This is a genomic window from Streptomonospora litoralis, from assembly GCF_004323735.1.
GTDB lineage: Bacteria > Actinomycetota > Actinomycetes > Streptosporangiales > Streptosporangiaceae > Streptomonospora > Streptomonospora litoralis.
The window spans coordinates 3132525-3153874 of record NZ_CP036455.1 but is presented as its reverse complement, the minus strand read 5'-3'; the positions used below and the strand labels follow the sequence as shown (position 1 = coordinate 3153874).

The window sequence follows — 21350 nt, the reverse complement described above, 5'->3', positions numbered from 1 at the left end:
GGGCTGGATGCAATGGTCGGATGATCACCGCATTCTCCACCTCGGTCCGTGCTGTCCTGGGGCGGATCCCGCCCGCGCTGCTGCTGCTCGCGGGCATGTTCGTGCTGCACACCGGCAGCGCCCTGGCCGTGCGCGCGTTCAGCGAGGCGGGGCCGCTCGGCGTGACCTGGCTGCGCCTGCTGTGGGCCGCCCTCATCCTGGCCGCCCTCGGCGGCCGCCCCCTGTGGCGCGCCCTGCGTGCCGCGACGCCGCGCGAACTCGGTGCGGCGGTGATCCTGGGCACAGCCAGCGCGGGGATGATGGTGCTCTACTCCGCAGCAACGGCCCGCATCGACCTGGGTACGGCCACCGCGCTGGAGTTCCTCGGCCCTCTCGCCGTGGCCGTCCTGGCGCTGCGCCGCCGGCGCGAGGCCGTCTGGATCGCGGCGGCAGCCGGGGGAGTGCTGCTGCTCACCCGACCCTGGTCGAGCGGCGCCGACCTGGCCGGAGTGGCGCTGGGCGCCTCCGGCGCGGTGTGCGTGGCCCTCTACATCGTGCTGACCCAGCGCGTGGGCTCCAGCTTCCGGGCCGTGCACGGGCTCGCCGTGGCGATGGCCGTCGGCGCGGTGCTCACCGCGCCGTTCGGCCTGCCCCCGGTGCTGGCCGCCCCCGAGACCGGCCGGGTACTGCTGGTCACGCTGGTGATCGCGGTGCTCTTCCCGCTGGTGCCGTTCCTGCTGGAGATGGTGGTGCTGCAGCGCATGGGCCGCGCGGCCTTCTCCACTTTCGCCAGTTTGGAACCCGCCGTCAGCCTGGTCATGGGACTGGCCGTCATCGGCCAGCGGCCGGCCTGGATCCAGGTGGCGGGCATGGCGGTGGTCGTGGCCGCCGGAGTCGGCGCCGCCCGCGGCGACCGCGGCACCCCGCGCCGCCCGGTTCAGCGGCGAGAGCGGACCCCGGGGGAGGGCGCGACCGCCGCCGTGCCGACGGCGCCGCCGCCCGCGGCGGATACCCGCCCACAGGCCCGCACACCGCAGCACGCGGGGTGATCCGGCGCCACCCCGGCGGACGCGGGCCGCCCTGCTCACTTCTCCTTGCGCGTGCCCCCGTACTTCTTGTGCACCGCCTGCTTGCTGATGCCCAGGATGACGGCGATCTCGCTCCAGGTGTAGCCCTGCATCCGGGCGCGCCGCACCTGCATCGCCTCCAGCCGCTCGACCTCCTGGCGCAGTTCGACCGTTGCGCGCAGAGCGGACATCGGCGACTCGCCGCGGGCCGACTCCATCAGCGGAGTGATCAGGTCCTCCTCCATGAAGTCCAACCTACGCTGCGGCTAAGCGCCCACGGCACGCCGGATCCCGCTTCGCCGCCGAACACTCTCCCCTCAGGGCGCGCAGTCCGCCGACTCACCCCGGGAACCGCGGGCCTCGCCCGTCCATCGGATGGATTAATGTCGACCTCAACCATGAGCACGAAAACCGATCTCGAACTCCTGCGCGCCTACGAGCCGATCCTCGTCTTCACCCGGGGGGAGCTCTTCTTCCCCGCCGACGCCGACGCCTACGTCCGCTGCTGCAGTCTGTGGTGCGAAGACGGCGACGGCAAGGAGTTCGAGGCCGTTCCGGCGGGCGAGCTCACCCTGGAGCGCCTGGCCGGCGCCGAGCGCGAGTGGCCCGGCCGGTTCAAGCACCTGCGCTTCGTCCAGGAGTCATCCCTGCGCGCCGAGGCCCGCCGCCACCGCCGCAGCTCCCGCCGGGTGATCCCGCGCAGCGGCCGCCTGGCCGCCGTCGGCGTACTCGGCCGCATCGTCGACATCCTGATGAAGCTCTCGCTGCTCATCCGCGGCGCCGTGCCCGGCGGAGTGGCCGCCGCGGCCGCCACCCGCTACCGCGACCGGATCGGCGGCGAGGGCGAATCGCCCAGCTACTACGGCCGCGTGGTGCACGAAGGCGGCTACACCGCCCTGCAGTACTGGTTCTTCTACGCCATGAACGACTGGCGCTCCACGTACGGCGGCGTCAACGACCACGAGGCCGACTGGGAGAAGGTCACCGTCTATCTGGTCGAGGACGCCCAGGGCGGCAGGCGGCCGGTGTGGGTGGGCGCCTCCTCCCACGAGTACTACGGCGACGACCTGCGGCGCAGCTGGGACGACAAGGAACTGCGGCGCGAGGGCGACCACCCCGTCATCTTCGTCGGCGCCGGGTCCCACTCCCACCAGATGCTTCCGGGCGACTACCTCATCCAGGTCGATCCCGCGGTGCTGCGGGGCGTGGTGCGGGCCTGGCGGCGGCTCACCCTGCGGCTGTTCCGCAGCGACAGCGCCATCGTCCGCCACGGTATCGGCGTCCCGTTCGTCGACTACGCCCGCGGCGACGGCGTGCGCGTCGGCCCCGGCGGCGATCGCGCATGGGACGCCAACGCCATCGACGACGACACCCCTTGGGTACGCGGCTTCCGCGGCCTGTGGGGGCGCGACACCGGCGACTTCTTCGAGGGCGAGCGCGCCCCCAGCGGTCCCCGCTACGAGCGCGACGGGACCATCCGCTGGTCCTGGGCCGATCCGCTGGCCTGGGTGGGCCTGCAGAAGGTCTCCCCGACCGAGGGCGCCGCCCGCGCCGAGCTCTCCGCGCACCTGGGCGATCTGGAAGAGGGCATCGCCGAGGCCGACGCCGAGATCCTCCGCCGCCGCGACGAGCTGCGCCGCCTCGCCGCCGCCCGTCTCGTGCTCGGCCACGAGAGCCACTCCCAGTCCCGCGCCGACGAGTACGACCAGCGCATCCGCGCCGACGAGAAAGAGCTGGCCGCGACTTACCGCAGGCGCGCGATGATGGCCGACGAGCGCGACTCCTGCCGCGATGCCCTCGCCGGCGACCGCCCGGTGGCCCCGCTGCCCACCGAGCACCTGCACCGCCCGCACCGGCCCTACGCCTCCGGCCAGCAGCGCACCACCCGGTTCCTGCAGGTATGGGCGGCGCTGAGTACTCCGCTGCTCATCTGCGCGCTGGGCGGGATGCTGCTGCTGCGCGGCGTCTACACCGCACCGGCGATGATCGGTGTGGTGCTGGCCTTCGCCATGGTCGACGCCATCGCCCGGCGCAAGTTCACCTCGTTCTTGATGGGGCTGGCGCTGCTGCTGGTGGCGGTGGGGGGCGTCGCCGGGATCATCTTCGCCTTCGCCGCCGATTGGCGGATCTCGCTGCTGGTGCCGACCGCGCTCATCGTCGTCGCGCTGCTGTGGGTGAACATCCGCGACCTCGTGCGCGGCTGAGCCGCCGGTCCTGCGACGCCCGCTTCGCGCCGGGCGGCGCGTGTACCGCGGTCCGGCGGGCGGCGGCCCGCCCGCCTACTCCAGGCCCGTGGCGCGGATCGTGATGTTCAGCCGCCCGCGCTCCAGGCCGATCCCCGCGGGGGCGGTGCCGGGCCGCGTGCGCGGCACTCCGTGGTAGGCCATGCGGGCCGGCCCGCCGAAGACGAACAGGTCGCCACTGCCCAGCTCGACGTCGGTGTAGGGACGGGTGCGGGTCTGCGTGTTGCCGAACCGGAAGACGCAGGTGTCGCCCAGGCTCAGCGACACCACGGGGACGTCGGCCCGCTCCTCGCGGTCCTGGTGCATGCCCATCCGGGCGTCGGCGTCGTAGAAGTTCACCAGCGCGACGTCGTAGGGCGGGTCGTCCGCACGGGGCGGCGCCCCCGACGCGGCGGCCACTCCCGCGCGCGCCAGCTCGCCCAGCACCGGCGGAAACGGCGGCACCGGCTCGCCTCCGGGCAGCCTGCGCGAGTAGCGGTAGGGCTCCCAGTACCAGCCCAGGGCGGTCATGCGCACACTCATCGCGCCGCCGCGCGGCATGCGGTGCTGCACCATGCCGCCCGGTCCGCGCGCCCACTGCCGGCAGCGCTCCACCAGGTCGCGCTGGGCGCCGGTGTCCAGCCAGCCCGGCACGTGCACAGCGCCCGGCGCGACGGTGACCGGCTCGGCGCCGAACAGCGGCTCGTTCACGGCCGGTGCTCCCGAGCCGCGGTCGAGCGGTGCCGGCCGGGGCACACGGCACCGGCGTCGGCATCCTCCGCGGTTCCGCGGTGGGCGCCCTGTCCACCCGCCGCGCGCACCACCGCGCCGCCGGCGGCCCCTGCCGTCTCCGAGCCCTCCACGCGGCCCATCCGACCACGTCCGCACGAGCGAGGCAACGCCGCTCCGCACTCGGCGGCCGCGGATGCCGCCGGCGCGGGCGTGAAAGCGGGCGGCGCGGGTAGCATGGGCGTGCGTCGAGTAGCGGAGCCGGATGCAGGCGGGGAGGTGGGGCCGATCATGAGCCAACCTCCCAGTACGGCCTGACACCGCCACCTGTGAACCCGCGGCGCAGGCCTTTCGCCGTGCGCCCGCGCCGCTTCGCTCCGCCTACTCCACGTCGAGGGGTTTCCTCATGGCCCAACGCAACCCACTGACCTGGCTTCCCGGAATCCGCGGCACTGCGCAGTCCCGCCGGATCGCGCGGCCCCGACCGCCGGAGTACTCCATGGACCCCAGGGCCGGCGAGGCCGGATCACCCACACCTCCGGTGCAGGACAGCGTGATCGACGCCGCCGTCTACGTCGACGGCAAGCGCCAGGAGGCCCCCACGCAGCTGAGCGACCTCGCCGAGCTGCACCGCCGCACGCCCGACGACGAGACCGCCATGGCCTGGATCGGGCTGCTGCGTCCCTCCAGCAACCAGCTACTGGCCGCCGCCGAGGAGTTCGGGCTGCACGAGCTGGCCGTGGAGGACGCCATCGTCGCCCACCAGCGGCCGAAGCTGGAGCGCTACGACGACACCCTCTTCGTCGTGCTCAAGTCGGCGCTCTACCTGGACGCCAGTGAGGAGGTGCGCTTCGGCGAGGTGCACCTGTTCGTCGGTCCGCGCTTCGTGCTCACCGTGCGGCACAACCAGGCCCCCGACCTGTCGGCGGTGCGCCGCCGCCTGGAGAACGACCCCCGCCTGCTGGCCCGCGGGTCCGAGGCGGTCCTCTACGCGGTCCTGGACGCCGTCGTCGACGGCTACGCCCCCGTCGTCGCCGGGCTGCAGAACGACATCGACGAGATCGAGACCCAGGTCTTCGAGGGCGACCCCGCCGTCTCCCGCCGCATCTACGAGCTCTCCCGCGAGGTCATCGAGTTCCAACGGGCCGCCCGGCCGCTGCTGCCGATGCTGCGCTCGCTGAGCGAGGGTTTCGACAAGTACGGCACCGACGAGGAGCTGCGCCGCTACCTGCGCGACGTCGCCGACCACGCCACCACCGTGGCCGAGCGCGTCGACGGCTTCCGCGACATGCTGCAGAACATCCTCACTGTGAACGCCACCCTGGTCAGCGAGGCGCAGAACGAGGAGATGCGGCGGGTCACCGAGGCCAGCTACCGCCAGGGCGAGCAGGTCAAGAAGATCTCCGCCTGGGCGGCCATCCTGTTCGCGCCCAGTCTGGTCGGCAGCATCTACGGCATGAACTTCACCCGCATGCCCGAATTGGACTGGGTATTGGGCTATCCGATGGCACTGGCCCTGATGGTCGGCATCAGCGTCACCCTCTACGCCGTTTTCAAGTGGCGCAGGTGGATGTGACGGCGTGCGGAACGGGCACCGCGACCACGGCGCGAGAGCGGGGCCGGGTGCCGCCCGCGGGCGGCACCTTTTCGGTCAGGCCACGCCGGTGGCCGTGAACACCTCGGCGGTCCCTCCGTCCGCTTCGGTGGTCTCCCCGGTCGAGGCGAACTCGAACGACACGTCGCCGCGCTTGAAGCGGTAGCCGCTCCGCGGGTCGGCGACCTCGGTGAACGTACCGTCGAGGTCGCGGATGGCGGCGAACTCGGGTGCCTCGGGGACGATCAGCTTGATGCGCTTCATCTCGGGCTGGCGGATCGACACCGTACTCCTTCAGCGTTCAGGCGCCTGCGTGCGCACACGAAAGGCGGACTCGTCCCGTGCACGCTCGAATCTAGGGCCTTTCGGGCTTGCTAGGTAGCGGTTTCGGTGTGAGCGAACCGCTGCGGCCGGGTGGCACGGATCACTCCGCCCGCGTCGGGGGCACGGTCAGCACCAGCGACCCGGACACGCCGGTACGCGTCCTCGCCCACTTTCGCGCCGCGGGCTCGCGGTCCCAGCCCGGCAACCGGGGCCACACCGCCGCCGCTCGCCGCTAACGTGGGGGTACCGTCGCAGACGATGGGGGACGCCGATGGCCGGGCGGGAAGAAGCCGAGAGCCGCGAGCTGCTGCGGCTGATGGTGGGGCCGTGGCTGGCCGAAGCGGTCGCCGCCGCGGTGCGGCTGGGCGTCGTCGACCGGCTCGGCGCGGGGCCGGCCGGCGCCGGCGAGCTCGCCGGCGCGCTCGATCTGGACCCCGAGTCGCTGGGGCGGCTGCTTCGCTTACTGACGGCGCTGGGACTGCTGGAGGAGGAGCGGCCCGATCGGTTCCGGCTGGCGCCGACGGGCGAGCTGCTGCACAGCGACCACCCGTCCTCGATGCGCGATCTCGCCCTGCTCTACCGCAGCGACTTCTTCATCAGCGCGTGGCGCGGGCTGTCCGAGGCCGTCCGCACCGGAGAGCAGGCCTTCGCGGCCGTCCACGGCCGCGACGTCTACACCTATTTGGACGAGCATCCCGGCGACGCCGGCCTCTTCGACGCGGGCATGGCGGTCGGCGGGTCCTTCGCCGAGGGCCTGCCCGACGCCTACGACTTCGCCGCGGAGTCGCGGGTGGCCGACATCGGCGGCGGCGACGGCAGCCTGCTGGCGGAACTGCTCCGCCGGCACCCCCGCATGCACGGGCTCCTCCAAGAACGTCCCCAGGTCCTGGCCGGTGCGCGCGAGCGGCTCGCCCCCTATGTCGACGAGGGCCGCTGCACCCTGCTGGACGGCGACTTCCGCGACTCGGTCCCCGCCGAAGCCGACGTCTACCTGCTCTGCCGGGTCCTGCACAACTGGGACGACGACTCCTGTGCGCGGATCCTCGCCAACTGCGCGGCCGCGATGAGCCCCCGGTCGCGGCTGCTCATCGTCGAGCGAATCATCCCCGACGGCCGCCACCCGTGGCTGTCGCGCGCGTTCGACGTGCACATGATGGTCATGACGAGCGGCCGCGAGCGCACCGCGGGCGAGTACGAGGCGCTGCTGCGCCCGGTCGGCCTGCGGACGCAGGAGTTGCGCGAACTCTCCGCGGAGATGCGGGTGCTGGTCGCCGCGCCGGTCTGATCGGCGGCGATGCCCGAAGGCCCGCGCGGGCGGGTGGTCGTCGCCGGCAGGGAACCGGGACACGTGGTCCCCGTCTGCAAGGGGGTCGGATCGTCGAAGGACACGCGGGAGACCCGGTTCCGTGCCGGCAACTTCCTGCAGTGTGGCCGATCGCGGTGGATTAAGCGAGGTCAGCCGCGAACGCCGAGGTCAGCGGGGTGCGGCGGCGCGTGCCCGGCGAGTGGGGATCCGGCGGACGAAGGCGGGGGAGGGGAGGGCGGGGGCATGGCCGCTGCTTGCGGATCCGCACGGACGGCACGTGCGTGCCGTGCCGGATGGGGCGCGCCGGCCGTCCGCGAAGCCGCGGATCGGCCTGTGCCCCTCGGGGGCGGTGGGAGGAGGCCCGCCCCCGTCGGCTGCGGTGCGGGCGTGCCTCAGCGCGACTGCAGCGCGTCCAGCGCCACCGCCATGGCGATGACCAGCCGGCGGTCGACGTTGGGGTCCTGGATGTGCACGGTGTAGCGGTCGCGCAGGCCCCACCGCTTGTCGACGCTGAAGATCGGGTACTCGCCCGCGACGAAGTCGAAGTGGTAGGGCACGATCTGGGCGGCCGAGATGAACCGGCGCAGCAGCCCCAGCATCTGGTTGCGCTCCTGGCCGCTCGCGGTGAACAGGCCCGGCTGCTCCAGGTGCCAGGTGGAGCGCAGGAGCGACTGCTTGAAGTCCTTGCGGAAGTTGCCGATCGGCCGGCCGGTGTGGTCGGTGACGTCGTAGGTCGCGCCCAGGTCGACCACCTGGCGGGCCTTGAAACCCAGGACCGGGTACTGCTTGCTGTCGTCGGAGTAGAGCGTCACCTGTTCCTTGAACGCCATCCGCTTCTGCTGCGCGAAGGCGATCAGCTCGCCCTCGGTGCCGTCGGGCAGCATGGTCCGGACCTCGTACTGGTTGACCATCATCCGGATCCGCTGCCGCACGGCGAGCTGCGTCAGCGTCTGCAACTGATTCATCGGTACACCTCGGACATTCGGGGTCGAAAGGCATGCGAACCCGGCTGATCCTAGCGGGGCCGTCGGCACGGCGGCACATCCGCATCCGCCGACGACACGGGATCGTGATACCGCCGGTCACGGGTGCGCGGACGCGCGTCGCCCAGGATGCCGCACGCCGCGGCGGCGATCGTAGACTGACGGCCATGGACGGCGCGGCCACCACCTCATCCGACGGCGCCCGCGCCGGGCGACTCGGGCGGCGGGGGCGCCCGCCCGGCCGCACGGCGCGGGGCGACTCCGTGCGCGAGGAGATCCTCGCCGCGGCCACGCGGCACTTCGCCGCCGGCGGCTACAACGGCTCCTCGCTCGCCCGCATCGCCGCCGACTGCGGGCTCTCCCAGGCCGGCCTGCTGCACCACTTCGCCGGCAAACGCGACCTGCTGGAGGCGGTGCTGGCCGAGCGCGACCGCCGGGACCGCACGGCCGTCGGCGCCCCCGGCCAGGCCGACGGCGCAGACGTGCTCGACTTCGCCCACCGCCTGGTGGCCCACAACGCCGGCCAGCCCACGGTCGTCCGCGCGTTCGCCGTGCTCGCCGGGGAGGCCGTCGGGCTGGACCACCCCGCCCGCGACTACTTCGCCGAGCGCTACCGCACCTATGTCACCGAGATGGCTGCGGAGCTGCGCAACGGTGTGGAATCGGGCCGCCTGCGCGCCGACGTCGACTGCGCGGCCGTGGCCTCGGAGATCTTCGCCGTCATGGACGGCCTGCAGACGCAGTGGCTGCTCGACCCCGACAACTTCGACATGACCGGGCGCTTCGGCGCCTACGCGGCGCGGTTGCGGGCGGCACTGGCCGCCTGACGGCCTGACGCAGCCCGGTCGGCTCCAACCGCGCCGCGGCCGCGTCCGGCCACTGCGCGGGCCGGATGCGGCCGCCGTGGGCTGATGGGGTTGGGAACTGTCCGCTTGAATGTCCCACCGGATCAGCCGGCCGCGCTGATCGCCGCGACCGAGTCCTGCAGCTTGCTGCGCAGCTCGGCCGGAATCGGAGCCGACCCGGTGACGTCGGAGGCGGCCTGCTGGCCCTCCTCGCTCAGCACGTAGTCCAAAAATGCGCGCACCCGCGCGGCGTCGTCGCGCGACTCGTAGCGCAGGCACGCGATCTCGTAGGTGACCAGCACGATCGGATAGGTTCCGGGCTCGGTCGTACCGTAGTCCAGCTCCAGCGCGTGGTCGTGGCGGTGCCCGCCGGGCCGCTCGGGGGAGGAGGCCACGACGCGGCCCGCCGACTCCGGCGACAACTCCACGAACTCGCCGCCCACGCCGATGGCCGCGGTGCCCAGATCGGCGGTGTGTGAGGCCTCGACGTAGCCGATCGTGCCCTGGCCGCTCTCCACCGCCTCGGCGATCCCGCTGCTCCCCTGGGCCGCCTCGACGGGCTCGATCGGCCAGGAGCCGCTGGGTTCGTGCGGCCATGCCGCACCGGCCGCCGCCGCGAGGTAGCTGGTGAAGTTCGCCGTCGTGCCCGACTCGTCGGAGCGCGACACCGGCGTGATGCGCAGGTCGGGCAGGTCGGTCTCGGGGTTGTGCTCGGCGATGGCGGGGTCGTTCCAGCGGGTGATCTGCTGGTTGAAGATCCGGGCGAGGGTCTCGGGCGGCAGGTTCAGCGATTCGACGCCCTCCAGGTGGAAGATGACGGCGATCGGCACGACGTAGGCGGGGATGTTGACGGCCGGCGCGTCGGCGGCGCAGCGCTGTCGGGCCCGCTCGTGCTCGGCGTCGTCCAGCGCCTCGTCGGAGCCGGCGAAGTCCACCGCGCTTTCGAGGAACTGGCTGCGCCCGGCGCCCGAGCCCACCGAGTCGTAGAGCACCAGGGCGTTCTCGCAGGCCAGCTGGTAGCCGGCCACCCAGGTGTACATGGCGTTCTCCTGGGCGCTGGAGCCCGCCCCCGAGAGGCTGCCCTCGAAGCAGGTGAGGTCCTCGGGTACGGGCGGCGGCTCCTGGCCCTCGCGCAGGGCGTTGTCGCTGCCGCAGGCCGCGGTCAGCGCAAGTACACCGACCATGACGGTCGCGGACAGGGTGCGGTGGCCGGGCAGGGTCACGGGTCTGACTTTCCCCTTTGCGAGTGTTCGGTAACCCTGCGCGTATCCCCAGGGTTTGCTCCGCCGTCGGGATGGTGGCGGCGGAGTTGCCGGATTCCGAGAAGGAATCTAACAACAGGTGAACCGCGCTGCCGAACGGCACCCGTGTGACACTGTCCTCGCCACTTCGCCCCAGGTCAGCCGTCGGCGCCGGAATGCTCAGCCGATGCGGGAGGCGTCGATCCCGCCGTTACGCAGTGTGAGCGGATGGGGGCGTGCGAGGCGTGCGGGCGCCGTGCCCGGTGCCCGCACGGGGTGCGCGTCAGCCCGCGGCGGCCCGCCGCTCCGCCACGCGCGCCAGTACCGCGCGCAGTCCCAGTTCATAGCCTGTCGGGCCGCACCCGGCGATGTAGCCCTGCGCCACGGGAGCCGTCACCGAGGTGTGCCGGAACGCCTCGCGCGCGTAGACGTTGGAGATGTGCACCTCGACGCACGGGGTGTCCACCGCCTCGACGGCGTCGCGCAGCGCGATGCTGTAGTGCGCGAAGGCGCCCGGGTTGAACACGACTCCGTCCAGCCTCCGCGCCCGGTGGATGTGCTCGACCAGCACGCCCTCGTGGTTGCTCTGCGCACACTCCACCTCGGCGCCCAGTTCCGCGCCCAGCACGCGGAAACGCTCCTCGACGCCCTCCAGGGTCAGCGTCCCGTACTGCCGGGGGTCGCGGCTGCCCAGCAGGTTCAGGTTCGGTCCGTTGAGCAGCAGTACACGGGGGGAAGCGGCGGAGTCGGACATCGCGTTTCGGATCCCTTTCGACGCATCGCGGGGGCGGACGCGACGATCCTAATGCGCAGGCCTGCCCCGCGACCGGGCGGCGCGGCGTCCCGCCCCCGGGTGTCCGGGTTCAGGCAGCCGCGGGCGGGGCAGAGAATCCACGATGCATCCCGACAGCCCGACCTCCACCTACCGCCTGCAGCTCGGCGGGGACCTCACCCTGGACCGCGCCGCCGGACTCGTCGACTATCTGGACCGGCTGGGCGTAGGCGCCGCCTACCTCTCGCCGATCCTCACCGCCGCTCCCGGGTCCGAGCACGGCTACGACGTCGTCGACCCCGCCTCGGTCTCGGCGCAGCTGGGCGGCGATTCCGCTCGCCGGGAGCTGGCCGGGCTGCTGCACGCGCGCGGCATGGGGGTGGTCGCCGACATCGTGCCCAACCACATGTCGGTGGCAGCGCCCGCCGCCAACCCCTGGTGGTGGGACGTGCTGCGCAGCGGAGCGGACTCCGCCTACGCCCGCTGCTTCGACATCGACTGGTCGGCGGGGCGCCTGGAACTCCCCGTCCTCGCCGACGAAGGCGACGGCGGAGCCGCCGCACTGCAGCGCCTCGGCGTCGCCGACGGCTGCCTCACCTACGAGGACCACCGGTTCCCGCTGGCGCCGGGCACCTACACCCCCGGCGACGACCCCGCCGAGGTCCACGAGCGCCAGCACTACCGGCTGGTGTCCTACAGGCGCGGCCGCGAGCGGCTGAGCTACCGGAGGTTCTTCGACATCACCGGCCTGGCCGCGGTCCGTATGGAGGACCCCGACGTCTTCGCCGCCGCCCACGCCGAGATCCTGCGCTGGGCCGAGCGCGGCGAGCTGGACGGCATCCGCGTCGACCACCCCGACGGCCTCAGCGACCCCGGCGCCTACCTGCGCCGGCTGCACGACGCCTTCACCGGCTGGATCGTGGTCGAGAAGATCTGCGAACCCGGCGAGTCGCTGCCCGCGTCCTGGCCGGTGGCGGGCACCACCGGCTACGACGCGCTGCGCGAGACCTGCGGCCTGTTCGTCGACCCGGCCGGCGAGGGCGTCTTCACCGAGCTGGCCGAATCGGTCGGCGCCCCCGCGGACCCCGGCCCCGTGCAGGCCGAATCGCGCCGGATGGCCGCGGGCGAACTGCTCGCCCCGGAGGTGCGCCGGATCGCGGCGCTGCTGGAGCCCGCCGGCGCCGCGTCGGCCTCAGACGCCGTCGCCGAACTCCTGGCCTCCTTCGAGACCTACCGCAGCTACCTGCCCGAGGGCCGGGCCGTGTGGGATCGGGCGGTCGCCGCAGCCCGGGCCGCGCGCCCCGACCTCGCCGCCGTCCTCGGCGAGGTCGACGAGCGCGTACGCGCCGACCCCGCCGGTGAGCTCGCCGTGCGCATCCAGCAGACCAGCGGCATGGTCATGGCCAAGGGCGTCGAGGACACCGCCTTCTACCGCGCCACCCGCTTCGCCGCCCTCAACGAGGTCGGCGGCGACCCCGCCCGCTTCGGCGTGTCCCCGGCGGAGTTCCACCGCCGCTGCGCCGAGCGCGAGGCATGCCGGCCGCGCACCATGACCGCGCTGTCCACTCACGACACCAAGCGCTCGGAGGACGTGCGCGCGCGCCTGGCGGTCCTCAGCGAGGCGGCCGAGGAGTTCTCCGCCGCCGTGCACCGCTGGCGCGGCGTCCGCGGGCTGAGCGAGCCCGCCCTGGACCTGCTGGCGTGGCAGACCCTGGTCGGCACCTGGCCGATCAGCGCCGACCGGCTGCGCGAATACCTGCTCAAGGCCGCGCGGGAGCAGAAGCTGCGCACCTCCTGGATCGAGCGCGACGCCGCGTTCGAAGAGGAGGTGGCCGCCTGGCCCGAGCGGGTCCTGCGCGACGACGAACTCTGCGCCGACGTCGCCTCCTTCGTCGCCCGCATCCGCGCGGCGGGCTGGTCCAACGCGCTGGGGCAGAAGCTGCTCCAGTTGGCCGGCCCCGGTGTGCCCGACCTCTACCAGGGCTCGGAGCTGTGGGAGCTGTCGCTGGTGGACCCCGACAACCGCCGCCGCGTCGACTTCACCTGCCGCCAGACCCATCTGGAGCGCCTGGAGACCGGTCGGCGCCCCGGCATCGACGCCACCGGCGAGGCCAAGATGCACGTGGTCCGCACCGCCCTGCACGTCCGCCGCGACCACGACCTGAGCGGCTACCTCCCGCTGGAGCCCGTGGGCAGCGCCGCCGACCACGCCGTCGCCTTCGCCCGCGGCCCGGGCAGCGGAGTGGTCGCCGTGGCCACCCGCCTGCCCCTTGGCCTGGCCGCAGCGGGCGGCTGGTCCGACACCGCCGTCCCCCTGCCCGGCGGGCGCGGCACCTGGACCGACAAACTCACCGGCCGCGTCCTGCTGCCCGAGCGCACCGACGGCTACTGCGCCGCCCACCTGGAGGAGGTGCTGGACCGCTACCCGGTGGCGCTGCTCGTGCGCGGTTGAGGGTGCGGGCTCAGCTGTGCCGCGCGACCCCGCAGCCGCGGCCCGGCCGCGAACGCTGCCTCCCTCGGCGTCCGGCGCGCCGGACGCCGGCGGACACTCTCCGGGGGCAGCGCGGTCGTCCAACGCGTGGAAATAACCGGATCCGAGCCGTTCTCTGACGAAAACCACGCGCTCGGTGAGCCCAGGGGGCGGCTCCGCCCCCGCTGGCTACCGCCACCGGCGAGCCCCCGACCCGTCGAACGCGGCCCCGATCCACCCACCGCCCTCGGTGGCGCCTTTCGTCCAGTCGGCCCGGCACCCGCCCGGTGCCAGGGCCGCACAGCAGACCGCGGGCGCTCCCGGCTCCAGGCCACCGTGTACCCGATCGGCGCCAAGGCCGGCATGTAACGCAGTACTAATAGTCTGGAACCCCATGACCTCCACCGACGACGACCGGCCGCCCGTGCTCGACCGGCTGCGGATGCCCGATACCGTGCTGCGCGCCCTGGCCTGCCCCGTCTGCGGCGCGGGCCTGGAGCCCGGCGGAAACGGCCTGGCCTGCACCGGTGGGCACCGGTTCGACGTCGCTCGCGAAGGCTATGCCGGGTTGCTCACCGGGCACCGCCCCGCCGGAACCGGCGACACCAAGGACATGGTCCGCGCCCGCCAGGAGTTCCAAGCCGCCGGGCACTACGCTCCGCTCGCCGCGCGGCTGGCCGAGTTGGCCGCCCCGCTGCTGGAGCAGCGCTCACTGGCCGTCGACGTGGGCGCCGGGACCGGCTACTATCTGGCCGCCGTGCTGGAGGAGGCCCCGCGGGCGCGCGGGCTCGCGCTGGACGTGTCCAAGTTCGCGCTGCGCCGCGCCGCCCGCGCCCACCCGCGAGCGGGAGCGGCCGCCTGCGACACCTGGCGCGGTCTGCCGCTGCGCAGCGGCTCCGCCGACCTGCTGCTCGACGTGTTCGCGCCGCGCGCGGGCGCCGAGTTCCGCCGGGTCCTGGACGCCGAGGGCGCGCTGATCGTCGTCACCCCCACAGCGCGCCACCTCCGCGGCTTGGTCGACGACCTGGGGCTGGTGACCGTGGACGCGCGCAAGCGGGAGCGTGTCGAAGGCGGGCTGGAGCCCCACTTCACCCGCGAACACAGCGAGGAGTTGGACCTGGCACTGTCCCTGGCACCCGGCGAGGCCGAGGCCCTGATCGCCATGGGCCCCAGCGCCCGCCACCTGGCGCCGGGCGAGATCACGGAACGCGTCGCGGCCCTGGGCGGCCCCGTGGCGGCCACCGCGTCCTTCGCCGTCTCCCTGTACCGCCCGTCGCCGAAGCGGTGAGCACACCGAGCCGCTGCGGACACCCTCTCAGCGCAGGCGCGTCGCCCGCCGAGCCGCGGGGTACAACCGCGGCGTGAACGCACACGAGGGGCACCGCTTCGGGGTATGGGCACCGGAACGCGGCAGGGTCGACCTGCGCCTGAACGGGCGGGACCATCCCATGAGCCCGGATTGCGACGGCTGGTGGCGCCTGCGGATCCCCTCCGCCCGGCCCGGCGACGACTACGCCTTCGTCCTCGACGGCTCCGACGAGCCCCTGCCCGACCCCCGCTCGGCGCACCAGCCGCACGGCGTGCACGGACCCTCCCGCATCTACGACCACACCGCCTTCACCTGGACCGACGCCGGCTGGCGCGGGCGCGCGCTGCCCGGCTCGATCCTCTACGAACTGCATGTCGGCACCTTCACCCGCGAGGGCACCCTGGACGCCGCCGTGCGGCGGCTCGACCACCTCGCCGGACTCGGCGCCGACCTGGTCCAGCTGATGCCGGTCAACGCCTTCGGCGGCGCCGACCACGGGTGGGGCTACGACGGCGTGCTGTGGGGCGCCGTGCACGAACCCTACGGCGGTCCCGACGGCCTCAAGCGCTTCGTCGACGCCTGCCACGCCCGCGGGCTCGGCGTCCTGCTCGACGTCGTCTACAACCACCTCGGCCCCGAGGGCGCCTACCTGCCCCGCTTCGGCCCCTACTTCAGCGGGGACACCGCCTGGGGCCCCTCCCTCAACCTCGACGGCCCCGGCTCCGACGAGGTCCGCCGCTACGTGATCGACAACGCCCTGGGCTGGCTGCGCGACTTCCACCTGGACGGCCTGCGGCTGGACGCCGTGCACGTGCTGCACGACTCCCGCGCCCGCCACCTGCTCACCGAGCTCTCGGCCGAGGTCGACGCGCTGGCCGCCGGACTGCGCCGCCCGCTCACACTCATCGCCGAGTCCGACCGCAACGACCCCGCCACGGTGGCCCCGCGCGAGGCCGGGGGCCACGGCCTGGCCGCGCAGTGGTCCGACGACCTCCACCACGCCCTGCACGCGGCGCTGACCGGCGAAGGCCACGGCTACTACGCCGACTTCACACCGCCCGAGGTGCTGCCGCAGACGCTGCGCCGAGTCTTCTGGCACGACGGCCGGTACTCCTCCTTCCGCGGCCGCACCCACGGCGCCCCCGTCGACCTCGCCGCCGTCCCCGGCCACCGCTTCCTGGCCTACCTGCAGAACCACGACCAGATCGGCAACCGCGCCGCCGGCGACCGGATGGCGGCCACCGCCTCATGGGGCCTGCTGGCCTGCGGGGCGGCGCTGGTGCTGTGCTCGCCCTACACGCCCATGGTGTTCATGGGCGAGGAGTGGGCGGCGTCCACGCCCTGGCCGTTCTTCGCCTCCTTCACCGACCCCGGGCTGGCCGAGGGGGTGCGCAAGGGGCGGCGCCGGGAGTTCGCCGCCCACGGCTGGGACGAGGACGACGTCCCCGACCCCCTCGACCCCCGCACCCGCGAGCAGGCGGTGCTGCGCTGGGAGGAGCGCGCCCGCCCGCCGCACCGCGAAATGCTGCAGACCTACCGCGACCTCATCGCGCTGCGCCGCGCCCGGCCGGAGCTGGCCGACCCCCGCCTCGACCGCTTCGCCGTGCGCGCCGCCGCCGACGGCCGCGAAGTGGTGCTGCACCGCGGGCGGCTGCGCGTCGCGTGCAACCTGCGCGCCACCGCGGCCGAGACCGTCCTCGACGGCCCCGCCACGGAGCCGCTGCTGTCCTCGGCGCGCGCATCGGTGCACGGCACGCGGCTGCACCTGCCCCCGGAGTCCTTCGCCGTCGTGGAGGTCGCCGGCGTCGAGGAGAGCGACAGGCCGAGCGACGGGTGAGGGCACCGGCCCGCCGCGTGGGCGGTATAGGGTTCTCCGGGCGTGATCGCCGCCCCCGCCGACCGCGTCCGCGCCTGCGCGGGCGAGCGCCCGGGTGCGGCCCCGCGCCGCCCGACCGCCGCAGCCGCAGTGGAGGAGTCCGCAGATGAGCCCGTCGATGGCAACCAACACCCGCGTCTCGCGCGAGGAGCTGCTCGACTTCGTCCGCCCGCGCCACCGGGCGATCCTGATCACCCGCCGAGCCGACGGCGAGCCGCAGGCCTCGCCGGTCACCTGCGGCGTCGACGGCCAGGGGCGCATCGTCGTCTCCACCTACCCCGAGCGCGCCAAGACCCGCAACGCCGCGCGCGATGCGCGGGTGAGCGCGGTCGTGCTGTCGGAGGACTTCGACGGCCCCTGGGTGCAGGTCGACGGCACCGCCGAGGTGATCGGCGGCGAGGACGCCGTGGAGCCGCTCGTGGAGTACTTCCGCGTCATCTCCGGCGAGCACCCCGACTGGGACGAGTACCGCGACGCCATGCGCCGCCAGGGCAAGTCCGTCGTCCGCATCACGCCCCGGAACTGGGGGCCGGTCGCCACCGGAGGCTTCCCCGCCCGGTTGGCCTGAGTAAGCCCGAACGGTCCGGACAGCGGGGCGGGATGCCCTCCTCGGCGACCGATGAGTTCCAGGCCGCAGGGCGGTCCTTGTCTGTGGAACATGCTCGCGAGAGAGAGGGGGCGCCATGGGCATCGGCGTTGAACCGGCCACCTTCGTACTGATCCACGGCGGCGGCAGCAGTGCGTGGGACTGGCACCTGGTGGAGCCGGAGCTGCGCGGGCTCGGCCACGAGGTCGTCGCGGTCGACCTGCCGATCGAGGACGACGCCAACGGCATCTCGGAATACGCCGACGCGGTCGTAGCCGAGTGCGCCGGACATCGGCGCCTGGCCGTCGTCGCCCATTCCTTCGGCGGGCTCGTGGCGCCGCTGGTGTGCTCTCGCGTCGCGACCGAACTGCTGGTTTTCGTCGCCGGGATGGTCCCGAAACCGGGCGAGAGCCCGGCCGAGTGGTGGAGCGCCACAGGCCACGACGACCTGGGCATCGCTTTGGACACGCGGCGGGAGGAAGTCGACGCCTTCTTCAACGGGGTGCCCGACCGCCTGGTCGACGCGGCCTTCGAGCACGCCCGCGACCAGGGCGGCGCGAACTGGGAGCAGCCGTCTCCGCTGCGGGCCTGGCCGCAGGTTCCGACTCGCTTCCTGCTCTGCAGAGACGACCGGTTCTTCCCGCCGGATTTCGCCAGGGCCCACGCCACCGAACGCCTCGGCATCACCCCCGACGAGATCGATGGCGGTCACATGGTCGCCCTCGCCCACCCGCGTGAACTGGCGGAGCGACTGCACGGGTTCTGGAACCGGCGGGGAGACTGAAACGCGGCGCTGCCCGCAGCAACGTTCGACCGAGGTCGCCTTCGCCGCCCCTTGCACCGACCCGGAACCACATGGCCGTGCAGCGCGAACGCGCATCGGAAGTGGGCGCGGTGGCCGTGCCCGTCGCGCGCCCTCACTCCACGATGACGACCTCCAGCGTGCGCGGCCCGTGCACGCCTTCCACGCGGTCGAGTTCGATGTCGCTGGTGGCCGACGGGCCGCTGATCCAGGTCAGGGGGCGGCCGGGATCGAGGCGGGGGAGGGCCTGGGGGACACCCGTCACGATCTGGTCGGCGCGGACGACGCACAGGTGGTAGTCGGGGATCAGCGTGAGCGCCCGGCGGCCCTGGGCGAACCCGGCGTCGAGGACGATGGTGCCGGTCTCGGCGATCGCGGCGGCGCAGCCGGTGACGACGCCGTCCACGCCGTCGAGGCCCGCCGGGTCCAGGCCGCCGGCGCGCGCCACATCGGTGTCGCACTCGGCGAACCAGTCCTCGGGGGCGTCGTCGGGGGCCGCGACGCGGCGCACCCCCCGCCCGGCCAGTGCCCGGGCGACGACCTCGGCCGACTCCCCGGCCGGCGTGCGGTGCACCAGCGCCTTGTAGTCCTCCAGCCGGTCGACGAGCAGCGCGATGGTCTCTCCCCGGTCGTGGGCGGAGGAGTAGTCGCGCGGCACCAGCACGTCCTCCGGCGCCTCGCCGGGCGGTACGTCGGCCAGTGCGGCGCGCACCCGCCCCAGGATCCGTTCGCGGGAGCCGCTCATCGCCGACCGCCCTCCTGCTCGTCGCCGTCTCCGGGAGCCCGACCCGGTTCGGGGGCCTCCTCGGCCGCGCCTTCGCGGCGCCACCAGGAGCGGAACGACTCCTCGGGGATGTCGGGGATGTCGCGGGTGTCGGTCCAGGCCGAGGCCGGGCCGGGCATTCGCCGCGGCACCAGCGACCGGGCCGCCGAGGCCGCGCGCTGGGCCGCGCCCAGCCGCCGCTCGCCGCCGAAGACCCATCCGGCCGCGCCCATGGCGGCCTTCTCCGCGGTGTGCCCGGAGCCGCCGGCGACCTCCTCGCGCAGGTGCACCAGCACTTCGGGGATGTCGATGGCCACCGGGCAGACCTCGTAGCAGGCGCCGCACAGCGACGACGCGTACGGCAGCGACGCCTCCGGTTCCGAGGCGGTGCCCTGCAGCTGCGGGGTGAGGATGGCCCCGATCGGTCCCGGGTAGACCGAACCGTAGGCGTGGCCGCCGGTGCGCTCGTAGACCGGGCAGATGTTCAGGCAGGCCGAGCAGCGGATGCAGCGCAGCGCCTGGCGCCCGACGGTGTCGGCGAGGACGTCGCTGCGCCCGTTGTCCAGCAGCACGAGGTGGAACTCCTGGGGGCCGTCACCCGGCGTGACCCCGGTCCAGGTCGAGGTGTAGGGGTTCATCCGCTCGCCGGTGGAGGAGCGCGGCAGCAGCTGCAGGAACACCTCCAGGTCCGACCAGCTGGGCACGATCTTCTCGATGCCCACGACCGAGATCAGCGTCTGCGGCAGGGTCAGGCACATCCGCCCGTTGCCCTCCGACTCCAGTACCACCATCGTCCCCGAGTCGGCGACGGCGAAGTTGGCGCCGGAGACCGCCACCTTGGTGCGCATGAACCGCTCCCGCAGGTGGACGCGCGCGGCCTCGGCCAGGGCGCGGGGGTCGTCGCTGAGCCGCTCCGGCGCAGGCACCCCCCAGGCGGCCATCTGATCGCGGAAGATCTCGCGGATCTCCGCGCGGTTGCGGTGGATCGCCGGGACCAGGATGTGGGAGGGCAGATCGTCGCTGAGCTGCACGATCAGCTCGGCAAGGTCGGTCTCGTAAGCGGTGATGCCGGCCTGGGCCAGGGCCTCGTTCAGCTCGATCTCCTGGGTGGCCATCGACTTCACCTTGACGACGTCGCTCTCGCCGGTGGCGCGCACCAGCCCGGTGACGATGTCGTTGGCCTCGGCCGCGTCGGCCGCCCAGTGAACCCGTCCGCCGGCTGCGGTGACGGCGTCCTCCAACCGCTCCAGGTAGGTGTCGAGGTGGCGCAGCGTGCGGTCCTTGATGGCCGCACCCGCCGCGCGCAGCTGCGACCAGTCGTCCAGTTCGCCGACGGCGCCGTCGCGCTTGGCGCGGATCGTGTGCGTCGCCTTGCGCAGGTTGTGCCGCAGCTGGGAGTCGCCGGTGGCGCTCTTGGCCGCCTCGGGGAAGGACGGCATGCCCATGAAGGTCGCCTGCCCGGCGGCCCGATCCGCGGAGTCGGGGCCGCGCGAGCGGCGGCCGGTGCCGGTGGGGTGCTGAGGGCTCATACGCGGGCCGGCTCCTGTTCGGTCGAGGCGAGGATCTCGGCGAGGTGGAGTGTCTTCATACCGGCGCGCTGGCGCTCCAGCGTCCCGCCGATGTGCATGAGGCACGAGTTGTCGACGGCGCAGAGCACCTCGGCGCCGGTCGCGGCGGCGTTGCGCGCCTTGTCGGCGCCCATGGCGGCGGACACGTCGGCGTTCTTCACCGCGAAGGTTCCGCCGAAGCCGCAGCACTCGGCGGCGCCCTCCAGTTCGCGCAAGTCGATGCCGGCGACGTTGCGCAGCAGCCGGTAGGGGCGGTCGCCCAGCTTGAGCAGCCGCAGTCCGTGGCAGGTGGGGTGGTAGGCGACGGTGTGCGGGAAGTAGGCGCCCACGTCGGTGACCCCGAGGACGTCCACGAGCAGCTCGGACAGGTCGTAGACGCGCGGCGCCAGCTCCGAGACGGCGCGGTCGAGGCGGCTGCCGGGCTCACCCAGCCGCGGGTAGTTGTCGCGCACCATGGCGGCGCACGAACCGGACGGCGCCAGCACGGCGTCGGCGTCGGCGAAGGTCTCGACGAAGCGCACCGCAAGCTTCTGCGCCTCGCGCCGGTAACCGGTGTTGTAGTGCATCTGGCCGCAGCAGGTCTGGGACTCGGGGAAGACCACATCGTGGCCGAGCCGGCGCAGCAGGCGCACCACGGCACGCCCGGTACCGGGGTACAGGGTGTCGTTCACGCAGGTGACGAACAACGCGATCCGCATGTGCTCCCTCGATTCAGGGCCGGCTCGCCGCGGCGCGACCGGACGCCGCCGGTGGCGCCGTGGCCTGCGCCGCCGCGGCCTACCCGGCCATCGGTCCGATGTCTGTTCCGTGCCCGCATGGACGTTTCTGGTAACCCAATCGGCAACAAGGTGCACTCTGCGCAGATCGGCGCTCGACATTCCCGATTGGTCCGACCACTTCTACGCGGCGGGGGA

At 73.5% G+C, this 21350-nt stretch carries 19 protein-coding genes; 10 read left to right on the top strand and 9 right to left on the bottom strand.

Going from position 1 to position 21350, the window contains the following annotated elements; translation table 11 throughout:
- Window positions 1–20: 20 nt before the first annotated feature.
- Window positions 21–1028: an EamA family transporter gene (locus tag EKD16_RS13555; protein WP_131098719.1), complete on the top strand. Its 1008-nt coding sequence runs from the start codon at window positions 21–23 to the stop codon at window positions 1026–1028.
- A 35-nt stretch (window positions 1029–1063) separates the two neighbouring features.
- On the opposite strand, the gene EKD16_RS13550 is transcribed toward EKD16_RS13555, so the two are convergent.
- Complete coding sequence (locus EKD16_RS13550; RefSeq protein WP_131098718.1) at window positions 1064–1291, bottom strand: ECF-type sigma factor; 228 nt, start codon at window positions 1289–1291, stop codon at window positions 1064–1066.
- A gap of 153 nt (window positions 1292–1444) precedes the next feature.
- Here EKD16_RS13550 and EKD16_RS13545 point away from each other — a divergent pair, with 153 nt between their 5' ends.
- Complete coding sequence (locus EKD16_RS13545; RefSeq protein WP_131098717.1) at window positions 1445–3250, top strand: NPP1 family protein; 1806 nt, start codon at window positions 1445–1447, stop codon at window positions 3248–3250.
- Between the two features lie 75 nt (window positions 3251–3325).
- On the opposite strand, the gene EKD16_RS13540 is transcribed toward EKD16_RS13545, so the two are convergent.
- Complete coding sequence (locus EKD16_RS13540) at window positions 3326–3979, bottom strand: alpha-ketoglutarate-dependent dioxygenase AlkB family protein (RefSeq protein ID WP_131098716.1); 654 nt, start codon at window positions 3977–3979, stop codon at window positions 3326–3328.
- Window positions 3980–4403: 424 nt separating this feature from the next.
- Here EKD16_RS13540 and EKD16_RS13535 point away from each other — a divergent pair, with 424 nt between their 5' ends.
- Window positions 4404–5573 carry a magnesium and cobalt transport protein CorA gene (locus tag EKD16_RS13535; RefSeq protein WP_131098715.1) on the top strand — a complete coding sequence of 390 codons (1170 nt, stop codon included), beginning with the start codon at window positions 4404–4406 and terminating at the stop codon, window positions 5571–5573.
- Window positions 5574–5648: 75 nt separating this feature from the next.
- Here EKD16_RS13535 and EKD16_RS13530 read toward each other — a convergent pair whose 3' ends face one another.
- Window positions 5649–5876, bottom strand: a complete 228-nt coding sequence (locus EKD16_RS13530) for a hypothetical protein (RefSeq protein ID WP_131098714.1) — start codon at window positions 5874–5876, stop codon at window positions 5649–5651.
- Window positions 5877–6186: 310 nt separating this feature from the next.
- On the opposite strand from EKD16_RS13530, the gene EKD16_RS13525 reads away from it, so the two are divergent.
- Entirely contained in the window at window positions 6187–7200 is a 1014-nt protein-coding gene (locus EKD16_RS13525) for a methyltransferase (RefSeq protein WP_131098713.1), read from the top strand.
- 413 nt (window positions 7201–7613) lie between these two features.
- Here the strand turns inward: EKD16_RS13525 and EKD16_RS13520 are convergent, their stop codons facing one another.
- Window positions 7614–8186 carry an LURP-one-related/scramblase family protein gene (locus EKD16_RS13520; RefSeq protein WP_131098712.1) on the bottom strand — a complete coding sequence of 191 codons (573 nt, stop codon included), beginning with the start codon at window positions 8184–8186 and terminating at the stop codon, window positions 7614–7616.
- Between the two features lie 185 nt (window positions 8187–8371).
- Here EKD16_RS13520 and EKD16_RS13515 point away from each other — a divergent pair, with 185 nt between their 5' ends.
- Window positions 8372–9031, top strand: a complete 660-nt coding sequence (locus tag EKD16_RS13515) for a TetR/AcrR family transcriptional regulator (protein WP_131098711.1) — start codon at window positions 8372–8374, stop codon at window positions 9029–9031.
- Between the two features lie 122 nt (window positions 9032–9153).
- Here EKD16_RS13515 and pstS read toward each other — a convergent pair whose 3' ends face one another.
- Both pstS and aroQ read right to left on the bottom strand, forming a co-directional pair.
- Entirely contained in the window at window positions 9154–10233 is a 1080-nt protein-coding gene (gene pstS, locus EKD16_RS13510) for a phosphate ABC transporter substrate-binding protein PstS (protein ID WP_131102509.1), read from the bottom strand.
- A 340-nt stretch (window positions 10234–10573) separates the two neighbouring features.
- Entirely contained in the window at window positions 10574–11044 is a 471-nt protein-coding gene (gene aroQ / locus EKD16_RS13505) for a type II 3-dehydroquinate dehydratase (protein WP_131098710.1), read from the bottom strand.
- A 142-nt stretch (window positions 11045–11186) separates the two neighbouring features.
- On the opposite strand from aroQ, the gene treY reads away from it, so the two are divergent.
- From treY to EKD16_RS13480, 5 genes are all read left to right on the top strand, one after another.
- A complete protein-coding gene (gene treY, locus EKD16_RS13500) occupies window positions 11187–13514 on the top strand; it encodes a malto-oligosyltrehalose synthase (RefSeq protein WP_131098709.1) in 2328 nt (775 codons plus the stop codon).
- A gap of 412 nt (window positions 13515–13926) precedes the next feature.
- Complete coding sequence (locus tag EKD16_RS13495) at window positions 13927–14820, top strand: putative RNA methyltransferase (RefSeq protein ID WP_131098708.1); 894 nt, start codon at window positions 13927–13929, stop codon at window positions 14818–14820.
- Window positions 14821–14893: 73 nt separating this feature from the next.
- On the top strand, window positions 14894–16678 hold the full coding sequence (gene treZ / locus EKD16_RS13490) for a malto-oligosyltrehalose trehalohydrolase (protein ID WP_131098707.1): 1785 nt from the start codon (window positions 14894–14896) through the stop codon (window positions 16676–16678).
- A 145-nt stretch (window positions 16679–16823) separates the two neighbouring features.
- Window positions 16824–17285 carry a PPOX class F420-dependent oxidoreductase gene (locus EKD16_RS13485; protein ID WP_131098706.1) on the top strand — a complete coding sequence of 154 codons (462 nt, stop codon included), beginning with the start codon at window positions 16824–16826 and terminating at the stop codon, window positions 17283–17285.
- Window positions 17286–17400: 115 nt separating this feature from the next.
- The gene (locus EKD16_RS13480) at window positions 17401–18087 is read left to right on the top strand and encodes an alpha/beta fold hydrolase (RefSeq protein ID WP_131098705.1); all 687 of its coding nucleotides are present in this window, start codon (window positions 17401–17403) and stop codon (window positions 18085–18087) included.
- A 133-nt stretch (window positions 18088–18220) separates the two neighbouring features.
- Here the strand turns inward: EKD16_RS13480 and EKD16_RS13475 are convergent, their stop codons facing one another.
- From EKD16_RS13475 to EKD16_RS13465, 3 genes are all read right to left on the bottom strand, one after another.
- A complete protein-coding gene (locus EKD16_RS13475; protein WP_131098704.1) occupies window positions 18221–18850 on the bottom strand; it encodes a LutC/YkgG family protein in 630 nt (209 codons plus the stop codon).
- The gene (locus tag EKD16_RS13470) at window positions 18847–20307 is read right to left on the bottom strand and encodes a lactate utilization protein B (protein ID WP_131102507.1); all 1461 of its coding nucleotides are present in this window, start codon (window positions 20305–20307) and stop codon (window positions 18847–18849) included. The genes EKD16_RS13475 and EKD16_RS13470 overlap by 4 nt, the downstream gene beginning before the upstream one ends.
- Window positions 20308–20393: 86 nt before the next feature.
- Window positions 20394–21134 (bottom strand): (Fe-S)-binding protein, encoded by a 741-nt coding sequence (locus tag EKD16_RS13465; RefSeq protein WP_131098703.1) that lies wholly within the window; start codon window positions 21132–21134, stop codon window positions 20394–20396.
- Between the last annotated feature and the right edge of the window lie 216 nt (window positions 21135–21350).